General features: G+C 68.3%; 15 protein-coding genes. 10 read left to right on the top strand and 5 right to left on the bottom strand.

The window, feature by feature from the left end; all coding sequences use genetic code 11:
* Positions 1-46: 46 nt before the first annotated feature.
* From ACWYRN_RS03230 to ACWYRN_RS03220, 3 genes are all read right to left on the bottom strand, one after another.
* Positions 47-2,350, bottom strand: a complete 2,304-nt coding sequence (locus ACWYRN_RS03230; protein ID WP_488691098.1) for a hypothetical protein — start codon at positions 2,348-2,350, stop codon at positions 47-49.
* 122 nt (positions 2,351-2,472) lie between these two features.
* On the bottom strand, positions 2,473-4,839 hold the full coding sequence (locus ACWYRN_RS03225; protein WP_488691097.1) for a S9 family peptidase: 2,367 nt from the start codon (positions 4,837-4,839) through the stop codon (positions 2,473-2,475).
* A gap of 163 nt (positions 4,840-5,002) precedes the next feature.
* Positions 5,003-5,212 carry a hypothetical protein gene (locus ACWYRN_RS03220; protein ID WP_488691096.1) on the bottom strand — a complete coding sequence of 70 codons (210 nt, stop codon included), beginning with the start codon at positions 5,210-5,212 and terminating at the stop codon, positions 5,003-5,005.
* Positions 5,213-5,615: 403 nt separating this feature from the next.
* On the opposite strand from ACWYRN_RS03220, the gene ACWYRN_RS03215 reads away from it, so the two are divergent.
* The 7 genes from ACWYRN_RS03215 to ACWYRN_RS03185 all read left to right on the top strand — a co-directional run bounded on the left by ACWYRN_RS03215 (position 5,616) and on the right by ACWYRN_RS03185 (position 15,806).
* Complete coding sequence (locus ACWYRN_RS03215; RefSeq protein ID WP_488691095.1) at positions 5,616-6,278, top strand: ANTAR domain-containing response regulator; 663 nt, start codon at positions 5,616-5,618, stop codon at positions 6,276-6,278.
* A complete protein-coding gene (locus ACWYRN_RS03210) occupies positions 6,275-7,447 on the top strand; it encodes a CmpA/NrtA family ABC transporter substrate-binding protein (RefSeq protein ID WP_488691094.1) in 1,173 nt (390 codons plus the stop codon). The genes ACWYRN_RS03215 and ACWYRN_RS03210 overlap by 4 nt, the downstream gene beginning before the upstream one ends.
* Positions 7,448-7,722: 275 nt before the next feature.
* Complete coding sequence (locus ACWYRN_RS03205) at positions 7,723-9,018, top strand: MFS transporter (protein WP_488691093.1); 1,296 nt, start codon at positions 7,723-7,725, stop codon at positions 9,016-9,018.
* A 10-nt stretch (positions 9,019-9,028) separates the two neighbouring features.
* Positions 9,029-11,554 (top strand): nitrite reductase large subunit NirB, encoded by a 2,526-nt coding sequence (gene nirB, locus ACWYRN_RS03200; RefSeq protein ID WP_488691092.1) that lies wholly within the window; start codon positions 9,029-9,031, stop codon positions 11,552-11,554.
* Between the two features lie 10 nt (positions 11,555-11,564).
* Positions 11,565-11,915: a nitrite reductase small subunit NirD gene (gene nirD / locus ACWYRN_RS03195; RefSeq protein ID WP_488691091.1), complete on the top strand. Its 351-nt coding sequence runs from the start codon at positions 11,565-11,567 to the stop codon at positions 11,913-11,915.
* 29 nt (positions 11,916-11,944) lie between these two features.
* A complete protein-coding gene (locus ACWYRN_RS03190; protein WP_488692768.1) occupies positions 11,945-13,126 on the top strand; it encodes an NAD(P)/FAD-dependent oxidoreductase in 1,182 nt (393 codons plus the stop codon).
* A 10-nt stretch (positions 13,127-13,136) separates the two neighbouring features.
* Entirely contained in the window at positions 13,137-15,806 is a 2,670-nt protein-coding gene (locus ACWYRN_RS03185) for a molybdopterin-dependent oxidoreductase (RefSeq protein ID WP_488691090.1), read from the top strand.
* Positions 15,807-16,118: 312 nt separating this feature from the next.
* Here ACWYRN_RS03185 and ACWYRN_RS03180 read toward each other — a convergent pair whose 3' ends face one another.
* Together ACWYRN_RS03180 and ACWYRN_RS03175 are read right to left on the bottom strand one after the other, a co-directional pair.
* Positions 16,119-16,352: a hypothetical protein gene (locus tag ACWYRN_RS03180; protein ID WP_229437885.1), complete on the bottom strand. Its 234-nt coding sequence runs from the start codon at positions 16,350-16,352 to the stop codon at positions 16,119-16,121.
* Positions 16,353-16,481: 129 nt separating this feature from the next.
* Positions 16,482-16,997: a GbsR/MarR family transcriptional regulator gene (locus ACWYRN_RS03175; protein ID WP_488692767.1), complete on the bottom strand. Its 516-nt coding sequence runs from the start codon at positions 16,995-16,997 to the stop codon at positions 16,482-16,484.
* 506 nt (positions 16,998-17,503) lie between these two features.
* Between ACWYRN_RS03175 and cydD the strand changes: the two genes are divergently transcribed.
* Genes cydD through ACWYRN_RS03160 form a run of 3 tightly spaced genes read left to right on the top strand, consistent with a single transcriptional unit; the run spans position 17,504 to position 22,555 of the window.
* The gene (cydD, locus tag ACWYRN_RS03170; protein WP_488691089.1) at positions 17,504-19,228 is read left to right on the top strand and encodes a thiol reductant ABC exporter subunit CydD; all 1,725 of its coding nucleotides are present in this window, start codon (positions 17,504-17,506) and stop codon (positions 19,226-19,228) included.
* Positions 19,225-20,916 carry a thiol reductant ABC exporter subunit CydC gene (gene cydC / locus ACWYRN_RS03165; protein ID WP_488691088.1) on the top strand — a complete coding sequence of 564 codons (1,692 nt, stop codon included), beginning with the start codon at positions 19,225-19,227 and terminating at the stop codon, positions 20,914-20,916. The genes cydD and cydC overlap by 4 nt, the downstream gene beginning before the upstream one ends.
* 37 nt (positions 20,917-20,953) lie before the next feature.
* Entirely contained in the window at positions 20,954-22,555 is a 1,602-nt protein-coding gene (locus ACWYRN_RS03160) for a cytochrome ubiquinol oxidase subunit I (protein WP_488691087.1), read from the top strand.

Here is a 22,555-nt window from a genome sequence, read left to right as displayed (position 1 = left end):
CTGCGCTTACAACCTGTAATCCTTTATGCGGCCGGCATGAAACGCTTCAAGGCGCGCCGTCCTCTGCCGCAATCGAGCGCGGCACGATGGCGAACTGCGGCGCGCGCCCGTAGTCGGGCTTGACGCTGCGCGACATGAAACGCTCCCAGGCCTTGCGGCCGGCGTCGCCGCCGATGTCGGCCGCGTACGCCAGCGCCGGCTGCAGGTTCGATGGGAAGCCGAGCGGCGCACCCGAATAGCCGCCCATGTCGCCGGGCTTGCGCTTGGTGGCCGCCGCCATCTGCTCGCTGCCGCAGGGCAGGGCGGCCACTTCCGGCCCCACCGTCTTCGGGTACGATTCGGCGATGGTGTTGTAGATCGGCGAGGTCGCCGAATCGCGCACCGAGATCGAATAATTGGCCGCGGCCAGCCAGCAGGTGCCTTCGCCGACCATGCGCGCGAGCGGGAACTTCGCCTTCCACTTCAGCAGCGGCCCGGCATCCCTGAAGCCGAGGTCGACCAGGTGGCCGACCGCGGAGGTGAAGAAGTCGTCCTGCCAGGGGGCGATGGCCGTGTCCTTGCGGTAGGAGGCCGCGGCCCGGTGCACGATCGCGCCCAGGCCGTTCGCCTGCGGGTTGTCGGTATAGGTGGCGTTGTACCAGGCCAGGTTGGTCTTCAAAATGGCGAGGAAGTCGTCCTTCAGCGGGTGCTTGTCGGGCGTGATGTAGGCCGCTTCGCCCAGCGTGCGCAGGCTCCAGGCCTGGCCGCGCACCTGGTGCGACATAAGGAGTCCCTCGATGTTCTTGCGGTAGCCCGGGTTGGTGGCGAACACGTTGTACATGGCCCAGAACTGCAGTTCTTCCAGGTAGTAGTGGTCGCCGGTGACGAGGTAGGGCAGGTAGGCAAAGGCCGGCTGGTGCGCCGTGTCGTGCGCATACGGCGTCTTGCAGGCGCTCTTCGGGCAGCGCGGGAAGGCTTCGAGCTTGCCGGTCTTGCGGTTGCGCGTGTCGCCCGGATTGCCGAGGATGGTCATGTAGGGATAGTCGATCAGGCTGATCGGGCGCCCGGTCTGGCGGTCGCGGTAGTGGATCGACCAGCTGCCGGCGCGGTCGGCCGTGCCCAGCGTGACCTCGCGCGCGCGCGGGTCCATGCTCAGCAGATACATGGCGCCCCATCCCGGCAGCAGGCCGATGTCGTTGCGCCCGCCGGTGCTCGGCATGCCGCGCGAGGCCGCGCCGATGCCCATCGGCTCCGCGTTCGGCCCTGCGTAGCGCGCGGCCAGCGCCGCCAGCGCCTTGTCCGACACGATCACCGAGCGGTCGTAGTTGGGCAGCGCGCGCGAGGCGATCAGGTAGGCGGTGTCGTGGCGCAGGTGCACGTCCGGAGCGTCGCCGCTCCAGGCCAGCACGCGCCAGCGCGCATGGTGGTAATGGACCAGGCCCTGCTTCGCATACACCTGCTTGCCGCCGGCGACCACCTCGACGTCATAAGTGAAATTCTGCGGCGCCGGCTCGTAGGCCCAGTCGTTCTCGACCACCACGTCGATGCGCGCCTTGCCGGCCGTGCCGTAGGAACGGATCGCGAAGCGCGCCGCCAGGTGGGGATGGGCTTCGCCCCTGGCGTTGCGCAGCGGCGCCGCCACCTGCACTTCGGTCACCAGCGGGCCGTCCAGCCACTTGCCCGGCTCGCCCTCCTTCAGCAGGGCGTCGCTCGATGCGCTATAGCGTTCGCCGTCGAGCGTCACGCTCACCGTCGTGGCGGGCGTGGCCAGGCGCGCGGCCGGCTTCTCGCCTGCAGCCTTGCCGCCCTTGCCGTCCCTGACCAGGGCGATGCCGAGCGGACGCCCCGGCGCCAGGCGCGGCAGGATCGCGGAGATCACCGCATGCCGTACCGAGCCGTCCGCGTGGGTGGCCTTGACGTCGACCTGCAAGGGCAGCGCCGCGCCATCGGCCAGCTTGCCCGCCAGGCCGGCGCTGGCCGGCAAATCGCCCGGTGCGAACACCTGGCCGAAGGTGACCGGGACCTTGCTTTGCTCGTCGCGCGCCGTGCTCTCGACCACGATGCCGGTAATGCCGCCGCGCGGAATCGCGGTGGCCTGCGTGGGCCGCGCCGCCGGCGCTTCCTTCGCTGCTGGCGCCGCCCTCGGCGTCTCCTTCGGCGGCGCGTCCCTGGATGGCGCAGCGCTTGCCGCATCGCCGTGGCGCGCCGAGACGACCCGGCTGGCGTCGATGGTTCCGGTCTGCGGCAGGCCCACGAAGCCGGGCGGGTCGTGCTTGTCCTGTGCCTGCCCCTGCGCGCCGGCGCAGGACAGCAGGACGAGGGCGAGGGAGCGGAAAAGGCGGGAGCGGAGCGGGGAAGCGCAGGCGGTCATGTTCAGTCGTCGATGGAAATGCATAGGCCGAAGAGTAACGCAAAGCGGCCCGGCGCCTGCGCAAGGCAGGACAGCCGCGCGGGCCGGCAAACGAAAAGGGCCCCGCAGGGCCCATGGAACGCTTAGTTCTTCAGCGTGCGTTCGAACAGCTTCAGGATGCGGCGGTACTGGTCGAACCAGCTTTCCGGCTGGGTGTAGGCGTGGCGTTCCAGCGGGTAGCTGGCCAGTTCCCAGTTATCCTTGCGCAGTTCGATCAGGCGCTGGGCCATGCGCACCGAGTCCTGGTAGAACACGTTGTCGTCGACCATGCCGTGACCGATCAGGAGGTTGCCGCGCAGGTTCTCGGCGTACTCGATCGGCGACGAGATTTTATAGGCCTGCGGGTCGAGGTCCGGCGTGTTCAGGATGTTGGCGGTGTACTCGTGGTTGTAGCTGGTCCAGTCGGTCACCGGGCGCAGCGCGGCGCCGGACTTGAACATCTCCGGTGCGCGCATCAACGCCATGAAGGTCATGAAGCCGCCATAGCTGCCGCCGTAGATGCCCACGTTCTGCGCGTCGCCCTGCAGGTTCTGCACCAGGTACTTCACGCCGTCCTGGTAGTCCACCAGTTCCGGGTGGCCCATCTGGCGGTAGATCGCGGTGCGCCAGTTGCGGCCGTAGCCCTTCGAGGCGCGGTAGTCCATGTCGAGCACGATGTAGCCACGCTCCACCAGCAGGTTGTGGAACATCTGCTCGCGGAAGTAGTTCGGGTAGCGCTTGCTCGTGTTCTGCAGGTAGCCGGCGCCGTGCACGAACATCACGATCGGGTATTTTTTGCCCGCTTCCAGCTTGGCCGGGCGGTACAGCTTGGACCACACCGGGTCGCCGCCATCGCTCGACGGCACGGCCACGTATTCGGGCTGGATCCATTCGCGCGCCTTGTATTCGGCGGTGCGGGTGTCGGTCAGCTTGGCCGCTGCGCCGCCCGCCACCGGCACCGTGGCCAGCTGGATCGGCATGTAGCTGGTCGAGTAGTGCACCAGCAGCTTGCGGTTGTCCGGTGACAGGGCGAAGCGCTCCACACCTTCGAGGCCGGTCACTTCGCGCGTCGCGCCGTCTTTCGCGTTCACCGCGCACACTTCATAGGTGCCCGGGTTCTTGCGGTTGCAGAGCATGTAAGCCGTGCTGCCGTCGAAGTTCCACTGCACGTCGCCGGCTTCCCACTTGCCGCTGGTGAGCGCGCGCGCCTGGCCGCCGGTACTGGAGGTGTACAGGTGCGAGTAGCCGCTTTCTTCCGACAGGTACCACAGCGTACGGTTGTCCGGCAGCCATCCGAAATCGGCGTTGTCGTAGTTGACCCAGGCTTCGTCACTCAGGCGATGCACCGGCTTCAGCTTCGCGTTCGGCAGGTCGATGGTGGCGATCCAGCGGTCCTTGTTGTCGACCGCGCGCAGCATCACGGCGGCCTGCTTGCCGTCGAAGGTCCAGCGCACGGCGTCGGCGCGGTCGGCGATGCGCAGCGGACGGTTGCCCTTGAGCGGATCGAGCTTGGCGTCGGCACGCAGCTTGGCCAGCGGGTCGGTGCCGATGCCGGGCAGACTGTCGAACGGGATGTCCTTGACCGTATTCGTGGCCAGGTCGATCAGTTTCAGCGCATGCGGCGCCGGGTTGTTGCGGCCGACGCGGGTGCGCTCGTCGTCGGCTTCCTCGTAACCCGATTCGGTGACGTAGCGCGGCATCTTGCCGACGCGGCCCTTGTCGCCGCCTTTTGCCGCGGTGACCACCACCAGCCAGCGGCCGTCGGGCGACAGCGCGCTGCCTTCGATGGTGAGCTTGTCGCCCAGGTAGATCGGGGCGGGTGCGCGGGTCGGGTCGGCACGGCGTTCTTCCTCGGCGCGGGCGCGGCCGGCGTCGCGGTCGTCCTTGGCGCGTTTCAGGGTGGCGATCAGGCGCAGCTGCATGTCGCGCAGGGCGTCCGGGTCAGTCGCGGCCGGGTCTTTCGCGGCGCGCGGCAGGGCGACCGGGCCCTGCACGCGGCTGGCGCGGTCCCAGCTGAACCACTCGTGGCCGATGCGGAACTGCACGGCGCGCTCGTCGCTCGAGAACTGCGGGTCCTCGGCCTTGACGCCGCGCGTGACCTGGACCAGGGCGCCGCTTTTCAGGTCGCGCTCGAACAGGTCGCCGTTGCGCACCAGGACGGCGCGCGTGTGGCTGCGGTTATAGACGACGTTCGGGCTATCGAGCTTTGCCAGCTCGGCGTCGGCCACCTTGCGCGGCTGGCCGCCCTGCACGGCCTCGAACGTGTCGCGCAGCTGCGAGCCGGTGCGCTTCTGCTTGTAGAAGACCTGCTTGCCGTCCCAGCTGAACCAGGCCTGTTCGGCAGGGTTGCCGATCCAGTCGGGGTTGGCCATGGCCTGGTCGAGGGTGATGGGCGTCGGCGCCGCAGCCGCCGTGAAGGCGACAGATGAGGCCGTGAACGCGGCAAGAATCGTCAGTACAGGAAGTCGCATCGTGAATGGTGGTTGGTTAGCGAAATAGCTTTCTGGCTAGAAATTGCGAATGCATTCTAGCTCAGCCACCATGCGACGGGGCAGTTCGCGGATGAATAATCCGCAAGAATTGTTACCCGCGTATTGCTGTGTTTACACGGGCGTTTGAACTATTTGCAGTGGCTCAGGCAGCCTGGTTCTGCGACTTCGGCTGGCGCGGCAGGAACATGGCGATGCGTGCAACGACGGCGAGAACGGCGAGGCCAACTGGCAGGTATTCGAGAGTGATCATGGTCAAACCTTTCTTGCGCTGGTCAGCGCGGTGGTTGGTCAATACGGCGATGTTGCGTTGCAGTATAGAACGATCCGATTCATAAACAAACTTTATGTTCATGATGTCCGCGATAAACTGTACTTATGATCTGCTGCCTGTCACACGCGGCGATATTGACGGCTGATATATCTCGACTGCAACAAAACCGCATGATGCGTCGATTGCTTACGAGAGGCCTCTGTACCCTGGACGTATGATGGACGTAAGGTGGGCACGCTGTGCCCACGCGGTACGCACACATCCGGCGGCTACGTGCGGAGAGGCGTCGCTCGCGCAATACCCGTGAGCCGCCGGCAGACCGTGGCCGGGTGATGCCTCGCGAGCGACAAGCCGAGGCACGTGTTCAAAAGGAGGCGTCCGTACCGCGTGGGCACGGCGTGCCCACCGTACGGTCAATTTCGCGGTGAGATCATGCAGCAGGCGGTCAGGCCAGTGTGGCCCGCTTCTTGCATTCCTCATCGGCATGAAATCCAGCCACCCACCCCGCAGCCTGCGCATCGTCGTCGTCACCGCCGACACATCCGGCCATGACGATGCCGCGCTCGCCGCCCGGCACGAGCGCAACACGGCGCTGCGCATCGGGCTGCTGGAGTCGGGCTACGACATCGTCGCCTCGCTGCCGCCGGACATCTTCCTGCCCGAGCGCGTGGCCCAGCTGCAGCCGGACCTGATCATCGTCGACAGCGAATCCGATGCGCGCGATGTACTGGAACACATCGTGATCGCCACGCGCGACGCACGCCGCCCCATCGTCCTGTTCACCGAAGACCACAGCGCCCCCGCGATGGAGGCAGCGATGGCGGCCGGGGTCTCGGCCTACATCGTGGCCGGCCTGCAGGCCGAGCGCGTGCGGCCCGTGCTCGACGTGGCCCTGGCGCGCTTCCGGCGCGAGCAGCAGCTGCTGGGCGAACTGGCCGACACGCGCCAGAAGCTGGCCGAACGCAAGGTGGTCGAGCGCGCCAAGGGCGTCCTGATGGCGCGCTACCGCCTGAAGGAAGAAGAAGCCTATGGCCGCCTGCGCAGCCTGGCGATGAACAAGAACCTGAGACTGGCCGAGGTTGCGCAGCGCATCCTCGACGTCGAGGATTTGCTGGGCCAGGCCCCGGCTGCGAAAGGACAGACATGACGGGTTTGCAGGGGCAGGGCGGGCAGGGAGCCTATGCGGCAGGCAGCGACCGGCCGGAAAAGACGGAACTGCGGATCGGCTTCATGCCGCTGGCCGACTGCGCGCCGCTGGTCATGGCCTCCGTACTCGGCTTCGACGAGAAGTACGGCATCCGCCTGGTGCTGGAACGCCAGCACTCGTGGTCGGCCATGCGCGACCGCCTGAACACGGGCGAGCTCGATGCGGCCCAGGCTTTGTATGGCCTGCTGTACGGCCTGCAGATGGGCATCGGCTCGGCGCCGCGCGCCATGGCCCTGCTGATGAACCTGAACCAGAACGGCCAGTCCATCGTGCTGTCGCGCGCCCTGGCCGAACGCGGCGCACGCGATGGGACCGGACTGGCCGCACTGATGCACGCGCAGCCGCGCCGCTACACCTTCGCCCACACCTTCCCGACCGGGAACCACGCCATGTGGCTGTGCTACTGGCTGGCCGCCGCCGGCATCGATCCCTTGAAGGATGCCACGCTGGTCACCGTACCGCCCGGACAGATGGCGGCGAACCTGGAGGCCGGCCACATGGACGGCTTCTGTGCGGGCGAGCCCTGGAGCCGGCGCGCGCTGCAGGGCGGCGCCGGTGCGCTGGCGGCGCCGAGCAGCCAGGTCTGGCCCGACCATCCGGGCAAGGCGCTGGGCGCGCGCGCCGATTTCGTTGCGGCGCATCCGCACGCCTGCCGCGCCCTGGTGGCGGCCCTGCTCGACACGGCGCGCTGGCTCGACGCCTCGCCGGTGAACCGCGAAGCGGCGGCCGAGGTGCTGGCCAGCGCCGCCTACGTCAACACGGGCGTGGAACTGCTGCGCGCCTGCCTGCTGCCGCGCCGGGGCGACTGGCCGGCGCTGCGCTTCTTCGGCGAGGGCGCCGCCTGCTTCCCCTGGCTGTCCGACGGCATGTGGTTCCTGACCCAGCAGCGGCGCTGGGGCCTGCTGGCCGCGGACCCGGATTATCGCGCCGTCGCCGCCCAGGTCAACCATGTCGATTTGTACCGCGAGGCGGCGCAGCTGGCCGGCGTGGCCCTGCCTGACACGGCGATGCGCAGTTCGACCCTCATCGACGGACGGGTGTGGGATGGCAGCGACCCCGCCGCTTACGCGCGCGCGTTCGCGATCCACGACTTGCGCTCATCGGGCTAATTCGGGGCGAGCGCGGTGCGCCGCGGCGCATCATTTTCGCGCATGGTGCACTGCAATGAGGCGGAGCCGGCCGCGCACTACGCGCTCATGCCCTGCAAGCTGGCTGGCACGGCTCTTGCAAACTCCACGGACAGGATCAACGGCGATCCCTTCACATTCAGCCAGCCCAGCGAAGGGCCGGCACCCGGACAACGGCGTCCGCATTCCAAGGTCTCGACCATGGAATGCGGACGCCTTTTTATTTTCGCCTGTCAGTCTAAAAACGAGGGACGATCATGGCCAGCAAAGCAAGCAGCATCCGACTCTTTTCCTTCAACACCCCGCAAATGCGGGCCTTCCACCTGACTTGGGTGGCCTTCTTCGTCTGCTTCTTCGCCTGGTTCGCCTGCGCGCCGCTGATGCCGGTCATCAAGGGCGAATTCGGCCTGTCGATGGCGCAAATCGCCAACATCAACATCGCGGCCGTCGCCATCACGATCCTGGTGCGGCTGGTGGTCGGCCCGCTGTGCGACCGCTACGGTCCACGTAAAACCTACACCGGCCTGCTGCTGCTGGGCGCGATCCCCGTGATCGGCGTGGCGCTGGCGCAGAGCTACGAAAGCTTTCTCCTGTTCCGCCTCGGGATCGGCGCGGTGGGCGCCAGCTTCGTCATCACCCAGTACCACACCTCGGTGATGTTCGCGCCAAAAGTGGTCGGCACGGCGAATGCCACCGCAGCCGGCTGGGGCAATGCCGGCGGCGGCGCGGCGCAGGCGCTGATGCCGCTGCTGCTGGGCGCCATCGTCATGGCCGGCGTCAGCGAAACCCTGGGCTGGCGCGTGGCGCTGGTGGTGCCGGGCGTGGCGATGCTGGTCATGGCCTTCGTCTACTGGCGTTATACGCAGGACTGCCCGGCCGGGAACTTCAGCGAACTGCGGGCGGCCGGCGTGGCCTTCGAGTCCGGCGGCAAGGGCGGCTGGGCGAGCTTCCGCGCCGCCTGCCGCAACCACCGCGCCTGGCTGCTGTTCGTCACCTACGGCGCCTGCTTCGGCATCGAGATCTTCATCCACAACATCGCCGCCGTGTACTACGTCGAGCGTTTCGGCCTGTCGCTCGGCGCGGCCGGGCTGGCAGCGGGCAGCTTCGGCTTGCTGGCGCTGTTCGCCCGTGCCCTGGGTGGCTGGCTGTCGGACCGCCTTGCCGCGCGCGGAGACCTGAACAGCCGCGTGACCGTGCTGTTCCTGCTGATGATCGGCGAGGGCCTGGGCCTGCTGTGGTTTGCAAACGCCGACGGCGTCGCCTTTGCTCTGGTTGCCATGCTGTGCTTCGGCCTGTTCACCCACATGGCCTGCGGCGCCACCTACGCGCTGGTGCCTTTCGTGGCGCCACAGGCGCTGGGCGGCGTGGCCGGCATCGTCGGGGCCGGCGGCAACGTGGGCGCGGTGCTGGCGGGCTTCCTGATGAAAGGGACGGGCGACCTGCGCCAGACCCTGGTCATCCTGGGCGTACTGGTGGCGGCGTCGAGCCTGTGTGCGCTGGGCGCCCGGTTTGGGAATGCAGCCGTGGCAGCACCGGCGGCCAGCGCCGCTTGAGGAGAGCAACATGAAGATCATCGTCATCGGCCACGGCATGGTGGGCCACAAGTTCGTCGAATCCCTGGCCGCCGCAGCGCCGCACCTGCACATCACGGTGCTGGGCGAGGAACCACGCCCGGCCTACGACCGCGTGCACCTGTCCGAATTCTTTGCCGGGAAAACGGCGGACGACCTGTCGCTGGTCGCACCCGGCTTCTTCGAGCGCCCGAACCTGGAACTGAAGCTGAACGCCAAGGTGACCGGCATCGACCGCGCCGCGCACACCGTGACGCTGGACAGCGGGGAACGGCTGGCCTACGACAAACTGGTGCTGGCCACCGGTTCCTCGCCCTTCGTGCCGCCGGTGCCGGGGCGCGACCGTCACGACTGTTTCGTCTACCGCACCATCGAAGACCTGGAGGCGATGCGCGAGTGCGGCACACGCTCGCGCAGCGGCGTGGTGGTGGGCGGCGGCTTGCTGGGCCTGGAATGCGCCAAGGCGCTGCGCGACCTCGGCCTCGAAGCGCACGTGGTCGAGTTCGCGCCGCGTTTGATGGCGGTGCAGGTCGACGATCCCGGTGCGCGCGTGCTGCGCGGGCGCATCGAAGAACTCGGCGTGCGCGTCCACACGGGCAAGAACACCCTGGCCATCGTCGACGGTGCCGAGGCCACGCACCGCATGGAGTTCGCCGACGGCAGCGCGCTCGAAACCGACATGATCGTGTTCTCGGCCGGCATCCGCCCGCGCGACGAACTGGCGCGCGCCGCCGGCCTGGCCTTGGGGCCACGCGGCGGCGTCGCCATCGACGCCAATTGCCTCAGTTCCGACCCGGATATCTACGCTGTCGGCGAATGCGCAGCCTGGAATGGCCAGCTGTTCGGCCTGGTGGCGCCGGGCTACGACATGGCGCGCACCGCGGCGCGTCACGTGCTGGGTGCGCCGGGCGGCTTTGCCGGCGCCGACCTGAGCACCAAGCTGAAGCTGATGGGCGTGGACGTGGCCAGCATTGGCGACGCCCATGGCACAACCAGTGGCAGCCGCAGCTACCAGTTCCTCGACGAGCGCAAGCAAACGTATAAAAAGATCGTCGTCTCCGATTGCGGCAAGCGCCTGCTGGGCGCGGTGCTGGTCGGCGACGCCGCGCAGTACGGCACGCTGCTGCAGATGGCGCTGAACGGCATGCCGCTGCCGGCGGCGCCCGAGTTCCTGATCTTGCCCCAGGCCGAGGGTGCGCCGGTACGCGGCCTCGGTGTCGATGCCTTGCCAGCCAGCGCCCAGGTCTGCTCCTGCAACGACGTCTCGAAAGGCACGCTGTGCGAGGCGGTAGCGAACGGCGCCACCAGCATCGGCGCCCTGAAGAAGTGTACCGGCGCCGGCACCGCCTGCGGCGGCTGCGTGCCGCTGGTGACGCAGGTGTTGAATGCCGAGCTGGCGAAGGGGGGCGTGGCGGTGAGCCGGGCGCTGTGCGAACACTTCGCGTACTCGCGCCAGGAACTGCACCACCTGGTGCGCGTGGGGCGCATCCGCAGCTTCGGCGAACTGCTGGAGCGCCACGGCTCCGGCCTGGGCTGCGAAGTCTGCAAACCCGTAGCGGCGAACATCCTGGCCTCGACCTGGAACGACTTCGTCCTGAAGCCGGAGCACGCCAGCCTGCAGGATTCGAACGACTACTTCCTCGGGAATATCCAGAAGGACGGTACCTATTCGGTGGTGCCGCGCATGCCGGGCGGCGAGGTCACGGCCGACGGCCTGATCGCGGTCGGCCAGATCGCCAAGAAGTACGGCCTGTACACCAAGATCACCGGCGGCCAGCGCGTCGATTTGTTCGGCGCCCGCGTCGAGCAGTTGCCGCCGATCTGGGAAGAATTGATCGCGGCCGGCTTCGAATCCGGCCACGCCTACGGCAAGTCCCTGCGCACGGTGAAGTCCTGCGTCGGCTCGACCTGGTGCCGCTTCGGCGTGGGCGACAGCGCGGGCTTTGCCATCGCGCTCGAGCACCGCTACAAGGGTTTGCGCACGCCGCACAAGGTGAAGTTCGGCGTGTCCGGCTGCACCCGCGAATGCGCCGAGGCGCAGGGCAAGGACGTCGGCCTGATCGCCACCGAGAAGGGCTGGAACCTGTACGTGTGCGGGAATGGCGGCATGAAGCCGCGCCACGCCGAGCTGCTCGCGGGCGGCCTGGATGAAGCGGCGGTGGTGCGGCTGGTCGACCGCTTCCTCATGTTCTACGTGCGCACCGCCGACCGCCTGCAGCGCACCAGCACCTGGCGCGAGAACCTGGAAGGCGGCCTCGATTACCTGAAGCAGGTGGTCGTGCAGGACAGCCTGGGCATCGGCGCGGAGCTGGAGAGCGAGATGCAGCACGTGGTCGATACCTATGCCTGCGAATGGAAGAACGCGGTCGAGGACCCGGAGGTGCGCAAGCGCTTCCGTACTTTTGTGAACAGCGACGCGCCGGATGCGAACGTCGTGTTCATGCCCGAGCGCGGCCAGATCCGCCCGGCCACGATCGAAGAACGCCGCTGTACGATTCCCATCGTGGCGTCGGCCTGAGGAGAGCGCCATGCATCGGGATATGCAAATGAGTCAATTGCAGGAGTGGAGCGCCGTGTGCGCAATCGACGACATCGTGCCGGATACCGGCGTGTGCGCATTGCTGGGTGGGCGCCAGGTGGCCGTGTTCCGGGTAGGGGAGGAGCGCCTGTTCGCCATCGATAACTACGACCCGCACTCGCACGCGGCCGTGCTGTCGCGTGGGCTGGTGGGCAGCATCGGCGAGCGGGTCGTGGTCGCGTCGCCCATCTACAAGCAGCATTTCGATCTCGCCACCGGCGAATGCCTGGAATCCGAAGCGCACTCGGTGGCCAGTTATCCGGTGCGGGTCGAGAACGGCACCGTGTGGGTGGCGACGTGAAGCCGCGCCTGGTCGTGGTCGGCAACGGCATGGCCGGCATGCGCACGGTCGAGGAAGTGCTGAAGCTGGCGCCAGACCTGTACGACATCACCGTCTTCGGCGCCGAGCCGCATGGGAACTACAACCGCGTGCTGCTCTCGCCACTGCTGGCCGGCGACAAGGCGGTCGACGAGATCATGATCCACCCGCGCGCCTGGTACGCCGAGCGCGGCATCACCCTGCATGCGGGCGACCCGGTTCTGCGCATCGACCGCAAGCGCCGCGTGGTGGTATCCGCGTCGGGGCGCGCGGCACCGTACGACCGCCTGCTGCTGGCCACCGGTTCGACGCCCTTCATGCTGCCCATTCCCGGCGCCGACCTGGACGGCGTGGTCGGTTTCCGCGACCTGCACGATGTCGACACCATGCTGGCCGCTGCGCGCCGGGGTGGGCGCGCGGTCGTCATCGGCGGCGGCCTGCTCGGGCTGGAGGCTGGGCATGCCCTGCAGCGGCGCGGCATGGACGTGACCGTGGTGCACGTGGCCTCCAGTCTGATGAACCAGCAGCTCGACGGCGAGGCTGGCCGGCTGCTGAAGGAATCGCTGGAACGCGCTGGCCTGCGCATCCTGCTCGACGCCCAGACCACGGCCATCGTCGGCAAAGGCAGGGCGCAGGCGGTGCAGTTCGCAGACGGTACAGAACTGCCGGCGGACCTGATAGTCATGGCCGCCGGCGTGCGTCCGAACGTGGCGCTGGCGCGTGCCGCCGGCCTGCACTGCGAACGCGCCATCGTCGTCGACGACACCCTGCAAACCTACGACCCGCGCATCTACGCCGTCGGCGAATGCGTGCAGCACCGGCGCGCCACCTTCGGCCTGGTGGCGCCGGTGTGGGAACAGGCGCGCGTCTGCGCCGCTCACCTCGCAGGCGCCGGCCACCGCCGCTATGTGCAAGCCGCCACCGCCACCAAACTGAAAGTCACGGGCATCGACTTGTACTCGGCCGGCGACATCGCCGGGCGCGAGGGCGGCGAGGAACTGGTGCTGCGCGACCGTCGCGCCGGCGTGTATAAACGCCTGGTGCTCGATGGCGCGCGCCTGTCGGGCGCCGTGCTGGTCGGCGACGTGGCCGATGGCCCCTGGTACTTCGACCTGATCCAGCGCGGCGCCGACGTCTCGGCCTTCCGCGAGCAACTGCTGTTCGGCCGCGCCCTGTGCGCGCAGGCCGCCTGAAAGGACGCACATGGACATGAGCCTGCCCGTATCGACGGTGCGCAGCACCTGCCCGTATTGCGGCGTCGGCTGCGGCGTGAAAGCCAGCGTCAAGCCCGGCACGATCCCCATCATTTCGGGCGATGCGGGCCACGCCGCCAACCGCGGGCGCCTGTGCGTGAAGGGCGCGGCGCTGGGCGAAACCCTGGACCTGGAGGGACGGCTGCTGTATCCGCAACTGCGTGAAAACGGCGAACTGCGCTGCGCCAGCTGGGACGAGGCGCTCGGCCACGTGGCCGACGGACTGGCCAGCATCATCGCCGAGCACGGACCGGACGCGGTGGCCTTCTACGTGTCGGGCCAGCTGCTGACCGAGGATTATTACGTCGCCAACAAGCTCATGAAAGGCTACATCGGCAGCGCGAATATCGATACCAATTCGCGGTTGTGCATGTCCTCGTCGGTGGCAGGGCACAAGCGCGCATTTGGCGAAGACATCGTGCCCGGCTGTTACGAGGACTTCGAGCTGGCCGACATGATCGTGCTGGCCGGCTCGAACGCGGCCTGGTGCCACCCGACCCTGTTCGGGCGCATCCTGCGCGCCAAGGAAGCGAAGCCGTCGCTGCAGATCGTCGTCATCGACCCACGCCGCACGGCCACCTGCGAATTGGCCGACCTGCACCTGCCGCTCAAGCCGGGCACCGATGTGTGGCTGTTCAACGGCTTGCTGGCCTACCTGGCGCGCGAAGGCGTGACCGATGGGGCTTATGTTGCCGCCCACACCGAAGGGCTGGATGCGGCGCTGGCTGCCGCAGATATCGACATCGAGGACGTGGCGCGCGCCTGCCGCCTCGACCCGCGCGCCGTGCTGGCCTTTTACGAAAGCTTCGCCGCCACGCGCAAGGTCGTCACCGCCTATTCGCAGGGCGTGAACCAGTCGTCGAGCGGCACCGACAAGGTCAACAGCATCATCAACTGCCACCTGCTCACGGGACGCATCGGCCAGCCCGGCATGGGACCGTTCTCGCTCACCGGCCAGCCGAACGCGATGGGTGGGCGCGAAGTGGGCGGCCTGGCCAACATGCTGGCCGCGCACATGGAGCTCGACAACGCGCAGCACCGCGAGCTTGTCCACAGCTTCTGGGACGCGCCGCGTATCGCCTCCAAGCCCGGCCTGAAGGCAGTCGATTTGTTCCGGGCGGTAGAGGAGGGGAGCGTCAAGGCGGTCTGGATCATGGGCACCAATCCGCTGGTCAGCCTGCCCGACGCCGACCGGGTGCGCCGTGCGCTCGGCAAGTGCGAGCTGGTGGTGGCCAGCGACATCGTGCTCGATACCGACACGAATGCGTGCGCCGACGTGCTGCTGCCGGCGCTGGGCTGGGGCGAGAAGGATGGCACGGTGACCAACTCCGAGCGCTGCATCTCGCGCCAGCGCGCCTTTCTGCCGGCGCCGGGCGAGGCGCGCGCCGACTGGCAGGCGCTGTGCGACGTGGCGCGGCGCATGGGCTATGCTGGCTTCGACTACACTTCAGCGCACGAGATTTTCGACGAGCACGCACGGCTCTCAAGCTGGCGCAACGGGGGAGACCATGCGCGCCTGTTCGACCTGTCCGGCCTCGCGGGACTGGGCCGCACGGCCTATGACGCGCTCGAACCGGTGCAATGGCCGGTCACACAACAAGCACCTGGCGGCAGCCTGCGCCTGTTCGGCGACGGCGTCTTCGCCCATGCGAACGGTAGGGCGCGCTTCGTTGCGACCACGCCGCGTGGGCCGGAGAATGCGCTGGACGACGACTATCCCCTGGCCCTGAACACCGGCCGCGTACGCGACCAGTGGCACACGATGACGCGCACCGGCAAGTCAGCGCGTTTGGGCAGCCACGTGCCGGAACCCTTCATCGACCTGCATCCGCACGACGCCCTCTTGTCCGGCGTGCGCGAGGGAGAGCTGGCGCGCGTGAGCAGCCGCTGGGGCGCCATGGTCGGCCGCGTGCACCACAGCGGTGGCATTGCGCGTGGCGGTGTCTTCGTGCCGATCCACTGGAGCGGGCCGACGGCATCGGATGCGCGGGTCGGGGCGCTTGTCAATCCGGTGGTCGATCCGGTGTCGGGGGAGCCGGAATTCAAGCACACGCCGGTGAAGGTGGAGCCCTTCGTGGTGGAGTGGCAGGCCTTTGTGCTGAGCCGCAGTATGCCGTGGCTCGATGCGCTGACCTGGTGGACGCGCGTGCAGGGCGAGGGCTTCCTGCGTTACGAGGCTGGCGGGCGCGGCAAGGTGGGGGCGGAGTGGGCGCGTGCCTTGCTGGCCGTGGACGATGATGCGGACTGGATCGAGTACGAGGACCGCAGTGCGGGTGTGTATCGGGCGGCGCATCTGGTCGATGGGCGCTTGCAGGCCTGCGTGCTGGTGGCAAAGGCAGGGGCGCTGCCGCCGCGCGAATGGCTGGGTGGCTTGTTCGCGCAGGAGGTTCTGGGGGCGGGAGAGCGTGCGGTGCTGCTAGCCGGACGGCCGGCGCAGGCGGGTGCCGATGCGGGGCCGACGGTGTGCAGCTGCTTCGGTGTTGGGAGAAACACGATCTGCGCGGCGATTCGAGAACGGAACCTGCGCAGCACTGCCGAGGTGACGGCCTGCCTGAAGGCTGGCGGGAATTGCGGTTCGTGTCTACCGGAGATCGGCAAGCTGCTGGCGGTTCCCTCGTAAGGTGGGCACCCCGTGCCCACGCGGTTACGTGCTTGTCCGGAGCCTGCGGCGGCGATGACCCGCTCCGCGGCGTATCCATGCAAGGTGACGCTAACGACATGCTTTTGAGCTGCCAACAATATGCGTCGAGCGGGACAGAACTCGCGCTGACGTGACGCATCGTTCCGCGTGGGCACGGGGTGCCTTGCGCGGCCCGGCCCACCCTACGAACGCAGCCGTCAATGCTCAAAAAGAAGGCGCGTGCTGAACTGGCAACCACAAAAAAAGCGCAGCCTCAGCTGCGCTTTGTCTTTACTACCTGCCAGCTACCGATTAACGGTTAGCGAAATAGCGCAGTTCCGCCGCCAAATTCGGCGAGTGGGCATCCGATTCAGCTGCCAGGGCCATCATCTCGCGGCGGCCTGCCATCTCATCGCTATTGCGCACGAACCAGCCGCCGTGTGCGGTGAAGAGCTGCTCGCAGAAGCTGCGTGCCGAAATGAACAGGGCGCCGATATCCTGGCGCAGGGTTGGCTCTTGAGCCTGGGTGATCGTTGCTGCGTTCATAGTGAACTCCGTAAATATACTGTGATGTTGCGGTGCAGTATAAATTCCTTGAGTCCATAAATAAACTTTTGGTTCGTGATACCAGCGATACGAAAATCGCATAATGTTGCGGCGCCGCAACTCAGCCGTTCACTCGTCCTCTTTCGCCTTCCCGTTCCCCAGCAGGCGATCCTTGACAGTCAATAAACGCTGCACCTTGGCCCCCATCTTCATCAGCTGCGCCAGCGATTCCGGCGACAGGCGCTGCAAATCATCGAACCAGTTATTCGCCAGGTCCACCAACTCATGCATCTCGCCCATGCGCTGCTGGGCGAACATGTCCTCGGGCGTCTTGGCCTTGATCAGCAACGATTCGCGCAGCACCGACAGGGTCGGCGCCACTTCGCGCCGGCGCCGCTCGGCTGCCACCACGCGGAAGATTTCCCAGACGTCGCCCAGCGAAGTGAAATATTCGCGGCGGTCGCCGGGAATGCGGCTCAGGCGCACCAGGCCCCAGGACTGCAATTCCTTCAGCCCGATGCTCACGTTCGAGCGCGAGATACCCAGCTTTTCGCCGATGTCGTCTGCGTGCAACTGCTGCTCGGTCACGAAGAGCAGGGCATAGATCTGCCCCACGGTGCGGTTGATGCCCCAGCGGCTACCCATCTCGCCGAAGTGGCTGACAAAACTCTGGACTAATGGCGTCACGGTCGAGAACTTTTCGAAATTTGGAAAAGTCGATTATCTCACGCACCGGGTGCGGTCATGCAGCCAGCGGTCGCTGCGGCGCACCAATTCCCGACTAAGTTGCTGGCCTTCTCGTGACAATACAAAACTTCTGCTGCATACTTTCAATGTTTTCTGAAAATTCAGAAGTTTTTACAGGTTGTGAAACCTGTGCGGCACGGGCTGCGTCCCGGCCGGTATCACTGCAGAGCTGAGAGAATGGATTCGCATCGTACCCGTCGTACCGTTTTCCGGACCGCCGCCCTGGCGCTCCCGCAAGGCCATGCTCTGCTCCTTCCCGACCTTCTTCCCCGCCTGAGCCGGCGGACCGGCAACGCCGCCTGTTCCATCCACGCCGGCTGCTCGCCGCCGCCCTGACCCGGTAACACCTGAACACGCGGCCACTCGACGAGAGGCGCCGCACCCCAGAACCCCGGAGAAGAACCATGCTCTTGAACAGACGCCGTGGCGCGGCCGCGCACGCCCCTGCAGCCCAGGACAGCGCCAACAATGTACGTTCCCAGCCCGCCGGCAGCCGCCTCGGCGCGCTGGCGCAAGGCGCTGCCGCGCTGCTGTGGATCGCCCAGGCCGCACTGCTGGCCAAGGCCGTCGGCCGCCTTGCCGATGGCGCCGGCCTGGACTCGGTGATCCTTCCGGCATTCAGCTTCCTGCTGCTGGGCCTGGCCCGCGCCAGCCTCGACGCCTGGGGCGCGCGCCGCGTGTTCGCCGCCGCGCGCAGCTGGCTGAGCGGCCTGCGTGCCGGCGCCGCCCACGCCCTGGCGCGCCGCACGCCGCTGGACCGCACGCGTCCCGCCTCGGGCCAGGCCGCCAGCATCCTGGCCGAGCAGGCCGAGGCCGTGCTGCCCTGGCTGCTGCGCTACCAGGGCGCGCGCTGGCGCGTCATGCTGGTGCCGCCGATGATCGCGCTGGCGGTGGCTTACTTGTCGTGGGTGGCGGCGCTGATCCTGGTGCTGGCCGCGCCGCTGATCCCCCTCTTCATGGCCGTCATCGGCTGGCGCGCCAAGGCCGCCAGCGAAGCGCAACTGCAGCTTGCCGGCGGCATGAACGGCTTCCTGCTCGACCGCCTGCGCGGCCTGTCGACCCTGCGCGCGCTCGGCGCCGTCGACGCCACCGCGCGCCGCCTGCACGACACCGCCCAGGCCCTGCGCCAGGGCACCATGCGCGTGCTGCGCATCGCCTTTCTCTCCTCGACCGCGCTGGAACTGTTCTCGGCGCTGGCCGTCGCCCTGGTGGCGGTGTACGTCGGCTTCCACCTGCTCGGCCAGATCGACGGCGGCAGCTGGGGCCTGCGCCTGAGCCTGGAGCAGGGCATGTTCATCCTGATGCTGGCGCCGGCCTTTTTCGAGCCGCTGCGCGACCTGGCCGCGGCCTGGCACGACAAGGCCGCGGGCGCAGCGGCGCTCGAGGCGCTGCACAAGCTGCAGGCGCCAGCGCCGCTCCTGCCTGGCGCCCTGCACGACGCCAGCGATGCAACCGCAAGCAGCATCGCCGCACCGGGCCTGTCGATTGCCGGCCTGCGCTTTGCCCACCCCGGCGAAGCGCCGCTGTTCGATGGCTTCACGCTCGATATCGCACCGGGCGAACACGTCGCCCTGGTCGGCGCCAGCGGCAGCGGCAAGACCACGCTGCTGTCGCTGGTCGCCGGCCTGGCGCAGGCGCAAGGCGGCAGTATCCGCATCGGCGGCGCCGTTCTGGACGACGGCAGCGCCGCCGGCCTGCGCACGCGCATGGCCTGGGTCGGCCAGAAGCCGCACGTGTTCGCCGGCACCGTGCGCGGCAACGTGGCGCTGGGCCGCGCCGGCGTAACGCCGCTGGCGGTAACGGCGGCAGTGCGCCGCGCCGGCCTGGCCGAGGTCGAACATGCGGCGCCGCACGAGGCGCTGGGCGAGGGCGGCACCGGCCTGTCCGGCGGCGAACTGGTGCGCCTGGCGCTGGCGCGCGCCGCCGTCGCCCCGCACGCCAGCCTGCTGCTGGCCGACGAACCCACCGCCCACCTCGACCGCGACACCGCCGCCGGCGTCGTCGATGCGCTGTTTGAGCTGGCGCGCGGCCGCACGCTGGTCGTCGCCACCCACGACCTGGCGCTCGCGGCGCGCATCGGCCGCATCGTGCGCATCGGTGAGCACGCCATGCAGGAGCAAGCAGCATGAAACACCACCACGACTTCGTTACCGTGCTGCGCCTGTTCATGCGCAGCGATGCGCGCCGCCTGCTGCTGGGCGCCGGCCTGTCCACCCTCACCGTGCTGGCGGGGATCGCGCTGCTGGGCGTCTCCGGCTGGTTCATCACGGCGACCGGCCTGGCCGGCTTGTCGGCCACGGCGGCCCTGGCCTTCAACGTCTTCGTGCCGAGCGCCGGCATTCGCCTGCTGGCACTTGGCCGCACCTTCGGCCGCTATGCCGAGCGCCTGGTGACCCATGACGCCACTCTCGGCGTGCTGGCATCGCTGCGCGTCAAACTGTTCCGCGGCTGGGCCGAACCGCAGGCCGCACGCGCGCTGCTGCTGCGCCCTGGCCGCCTGCTGTTTCGCCTGACCGGCGACATCGACGCCCTGGAAGCGGTCTACCTGCGCCTGCTGGTGCCGCTGGCCGCCACCTTCGGCGCGGCGCTGCTGGCCGGCCTGCTGCTCGCCATCCTCGACTGGCGGCTGGGCCTGTTTGTATGTGTCTGGCTGCTGGCATGCGGCTGGGGCGTCGCCGCCTGGACCGCAGGCCGCGCCCGTCCGCTGGCGCTGCGCCGCGTGCAGCTGACCGAGCGCCTGCGCGCCGGCGCCATCGACCTGAGCGCCGGCCAGACCGACCTGGCCCTGGCCGGCCGCTTGCCAGCGCAATGCGCGGCCCTGCAGCAGACCGACGCCCGCCTGGCGCGCGGCGACGACGCGCTGCACCGGCTGGAGACCCGTGCCGGCTGGCTGCACGCCGTGGCCGGCCACGCGACGGTGGCCCTGGTGCTGCTGGCGGCCGGTGCGCTGGCAGGGCAGGGCAGGCTCGATGCGCCGCTGGCCGCGCTGGCCCTGCTCACCGCACTGGCCGCACTGGAGCCGTTCGCGGCGCTGCGCCGCGGCGCCATCGAGGCGGCGCGCAGCGCGCTGGCCGCACGCCGCCTGGCGCCGCGCCTGCGCGAAGACGCCATGCAGACGCAGGCTGCCGGCCGCACCGAGGCAGGCGAAGCACTGCGCATGGACCGGGTGGGCGTCACCCACGCCGGCCGTGCCCAGCCCGCGCTGCACACCATCGACCTGCGCATCTCCGCCGGCGAACGCGTTGCCGTGATCGGTGCCAGCGGCGCCGGCAAGTCGACACTGCTGGCGCTGGCCGCCGGCGAACTGGCGCCGCAGTCGGGCCGGGTGGCGGCATCGCCTTGCACCTGGCTGACCCAGCGCACCGAACTGTTCCAGGACAGCCTGCGCGACAACCTGCGCCTGGCCGACCCGCAAGCCTGCGACGCCCAGTTGTGGAGCGTGCTGCAGGCGGCCGGCCTGGCCGAGGACGTGCGCCGCCTGGCGCAGGGCCTGGACACGCCGCTGGGCGAGGGCGGCCTGGGCCTGTCGGGCGGGCAGTCGCGGCGCCTGGCGCTGGCGCGCCTGCTGCTGCGCGATGCCGCCTTCTGGCTGCTCGACGAGCCGACCGAAGGCCTGGACGGCGCCACCGCCGCCGACGTGCTGGCGCGCCTCGCCCGCCACGGCGAAGGCCGCACCCTGCTGATCGCCACCCATCTGCGGCGCGAAGCCGCGCTGGCCGAACGCCTGCTCGTGATGCAGGGCGGGCGCATCGTGGCCGACCTGCGGCGCGGCACCCCTGACTACGACGCGGCGCTTGCACGCCTGCGTCAACACTGAACCCACCCACTTCAACAAGAAAAGAAAGGATCTCACCATGGATCTCGATGTCGTCGGGCTCTCCCGGCTACAGTTTGCCCTCACGGCGCTGTACCACTTTTTGTTCGTGCCCCTGACCCTGGGGTTGTCGATGCTGGTTGCCATCATGGAGACGGTCTATGTGATGACCAACCGCCCCATCTGGCGCCAGATGACCAAGTTCTGGGGCGTTTTGTTCGGGATTAACTTCGCCATCGGCGTTTCCACCGGCCTGGTGATGGAGTTCCAGTTCGGGATGAACTGGAGCTACTACAGCCACTACGTGGGCGACGTCTTCGGCGCCCCGCTCGCGCTCGAAGGCCTGATGGCCTTCTTCCTCGAAGCGACTTTTGTGGGCTTGTTCTTCTTCGGCTGGGACAGGCTCTCGAAGCGCGCCCACCTGATCGTGACCTGGTTGACCGCCATCGGCACCAACTTCTCGGCGCTGTGGATCTTGATCGCCAACGGCTGGATGCAGAACCCGGTCGGCGCCGCCCTCAATCCGCAAACCATGCGCATGGAAGTCACCGACTTCTACGCCGTGCTGACCAACCCGGTGGCCCAGGCCAAGTTCGTGCACACCGTCTCGGCCGGCTACGTGATCGCCGCCTTCTTCGTGCTCGGCATCTCGGCCTGGTTCCTGCTCAAGGGACGCCACCTTGATCTGGCCAAGCGCTCGATGACCGTGGCCGCTTCCTTCGGCCTGGCCGCTTCGCTGTCGGTGGTGGTGCTGGGCGACGAAAGCGGCTACCTGTCGACCGAACACCAGAAGATGAAGCTGGCCGCGATCGAGGCCATGTGGCACACCGAGCCGGCGCCGGCCGCGTTTACCGCCTTCGGCTTCCCCGACCAGGCCGCGCGCGAGACCCATTATTCAATCCACATCCCCTGGGTGATGGGCCTGATCGGCACGCGCTCGCTGGACGGCCAGATCCCCGGCATCCACGACCTCGTGCAATTGGCCGAGGCGCGCATCCGCCAGGGCATCGTGGCCTACGACGCGCTCGAACAAATCCGCGCGCTCGGCGGCAAGGGCCCGGTGCCGGCTGAGCTGCAAGCCACATTCGAGGCCCACGGCCAGCAGCTGGGCTACGCGCTGCTCCTGAAGCGCTACATCGACGATCCGCGCCAGGCCACCGACGCGCAAATCGCGCAGGCCGCCGGCGACACCGTGCCCCAGGTCGCGCCGCTGTTTTGGTCCTTCCGCGTGATGGTCGGCCTGGGCATCTACTTCATCGCCTTTACCGCCGTGTTCTTCGTGCTGTCGGCGCGCCGCCAGCTTGACACCTACCCATGGCTGCTGAAGCTGGCCGTGTGGTCGCTGCCGCTGCCGTGGATCGCCGCCGAAGCCGGCTGGATCGTGGCCGAGCTGGGCCGCCAGCCCTGGGCCATCGAGGGCGTGCTGCCGACGGCGGTGGCGGTGTCGAACCTCGGCATCGGCACTGTGCTCGGCACGCTGCTCGGCTTTGTCGTGCTGTACACGATCCTGATCATCGTCGAGATGAAGCTGATGCTGAAAGCCATCCGCAAGGGCCCCGAGTCCGACGATGCACCGGACATGCCGCTTGCCGGCGAAGTCCGCGTCGCGGCGCCGCGCAACGCCAGCCTGCAGCCATCCTGA

This window comes from Massilia sp. BAP21 (genome assembly GCF_057801335.1).
Note: the sequence above shows the minus strand (reverse complement) of the source record. Positions and strands in the feature narration are given on the sequence as shown.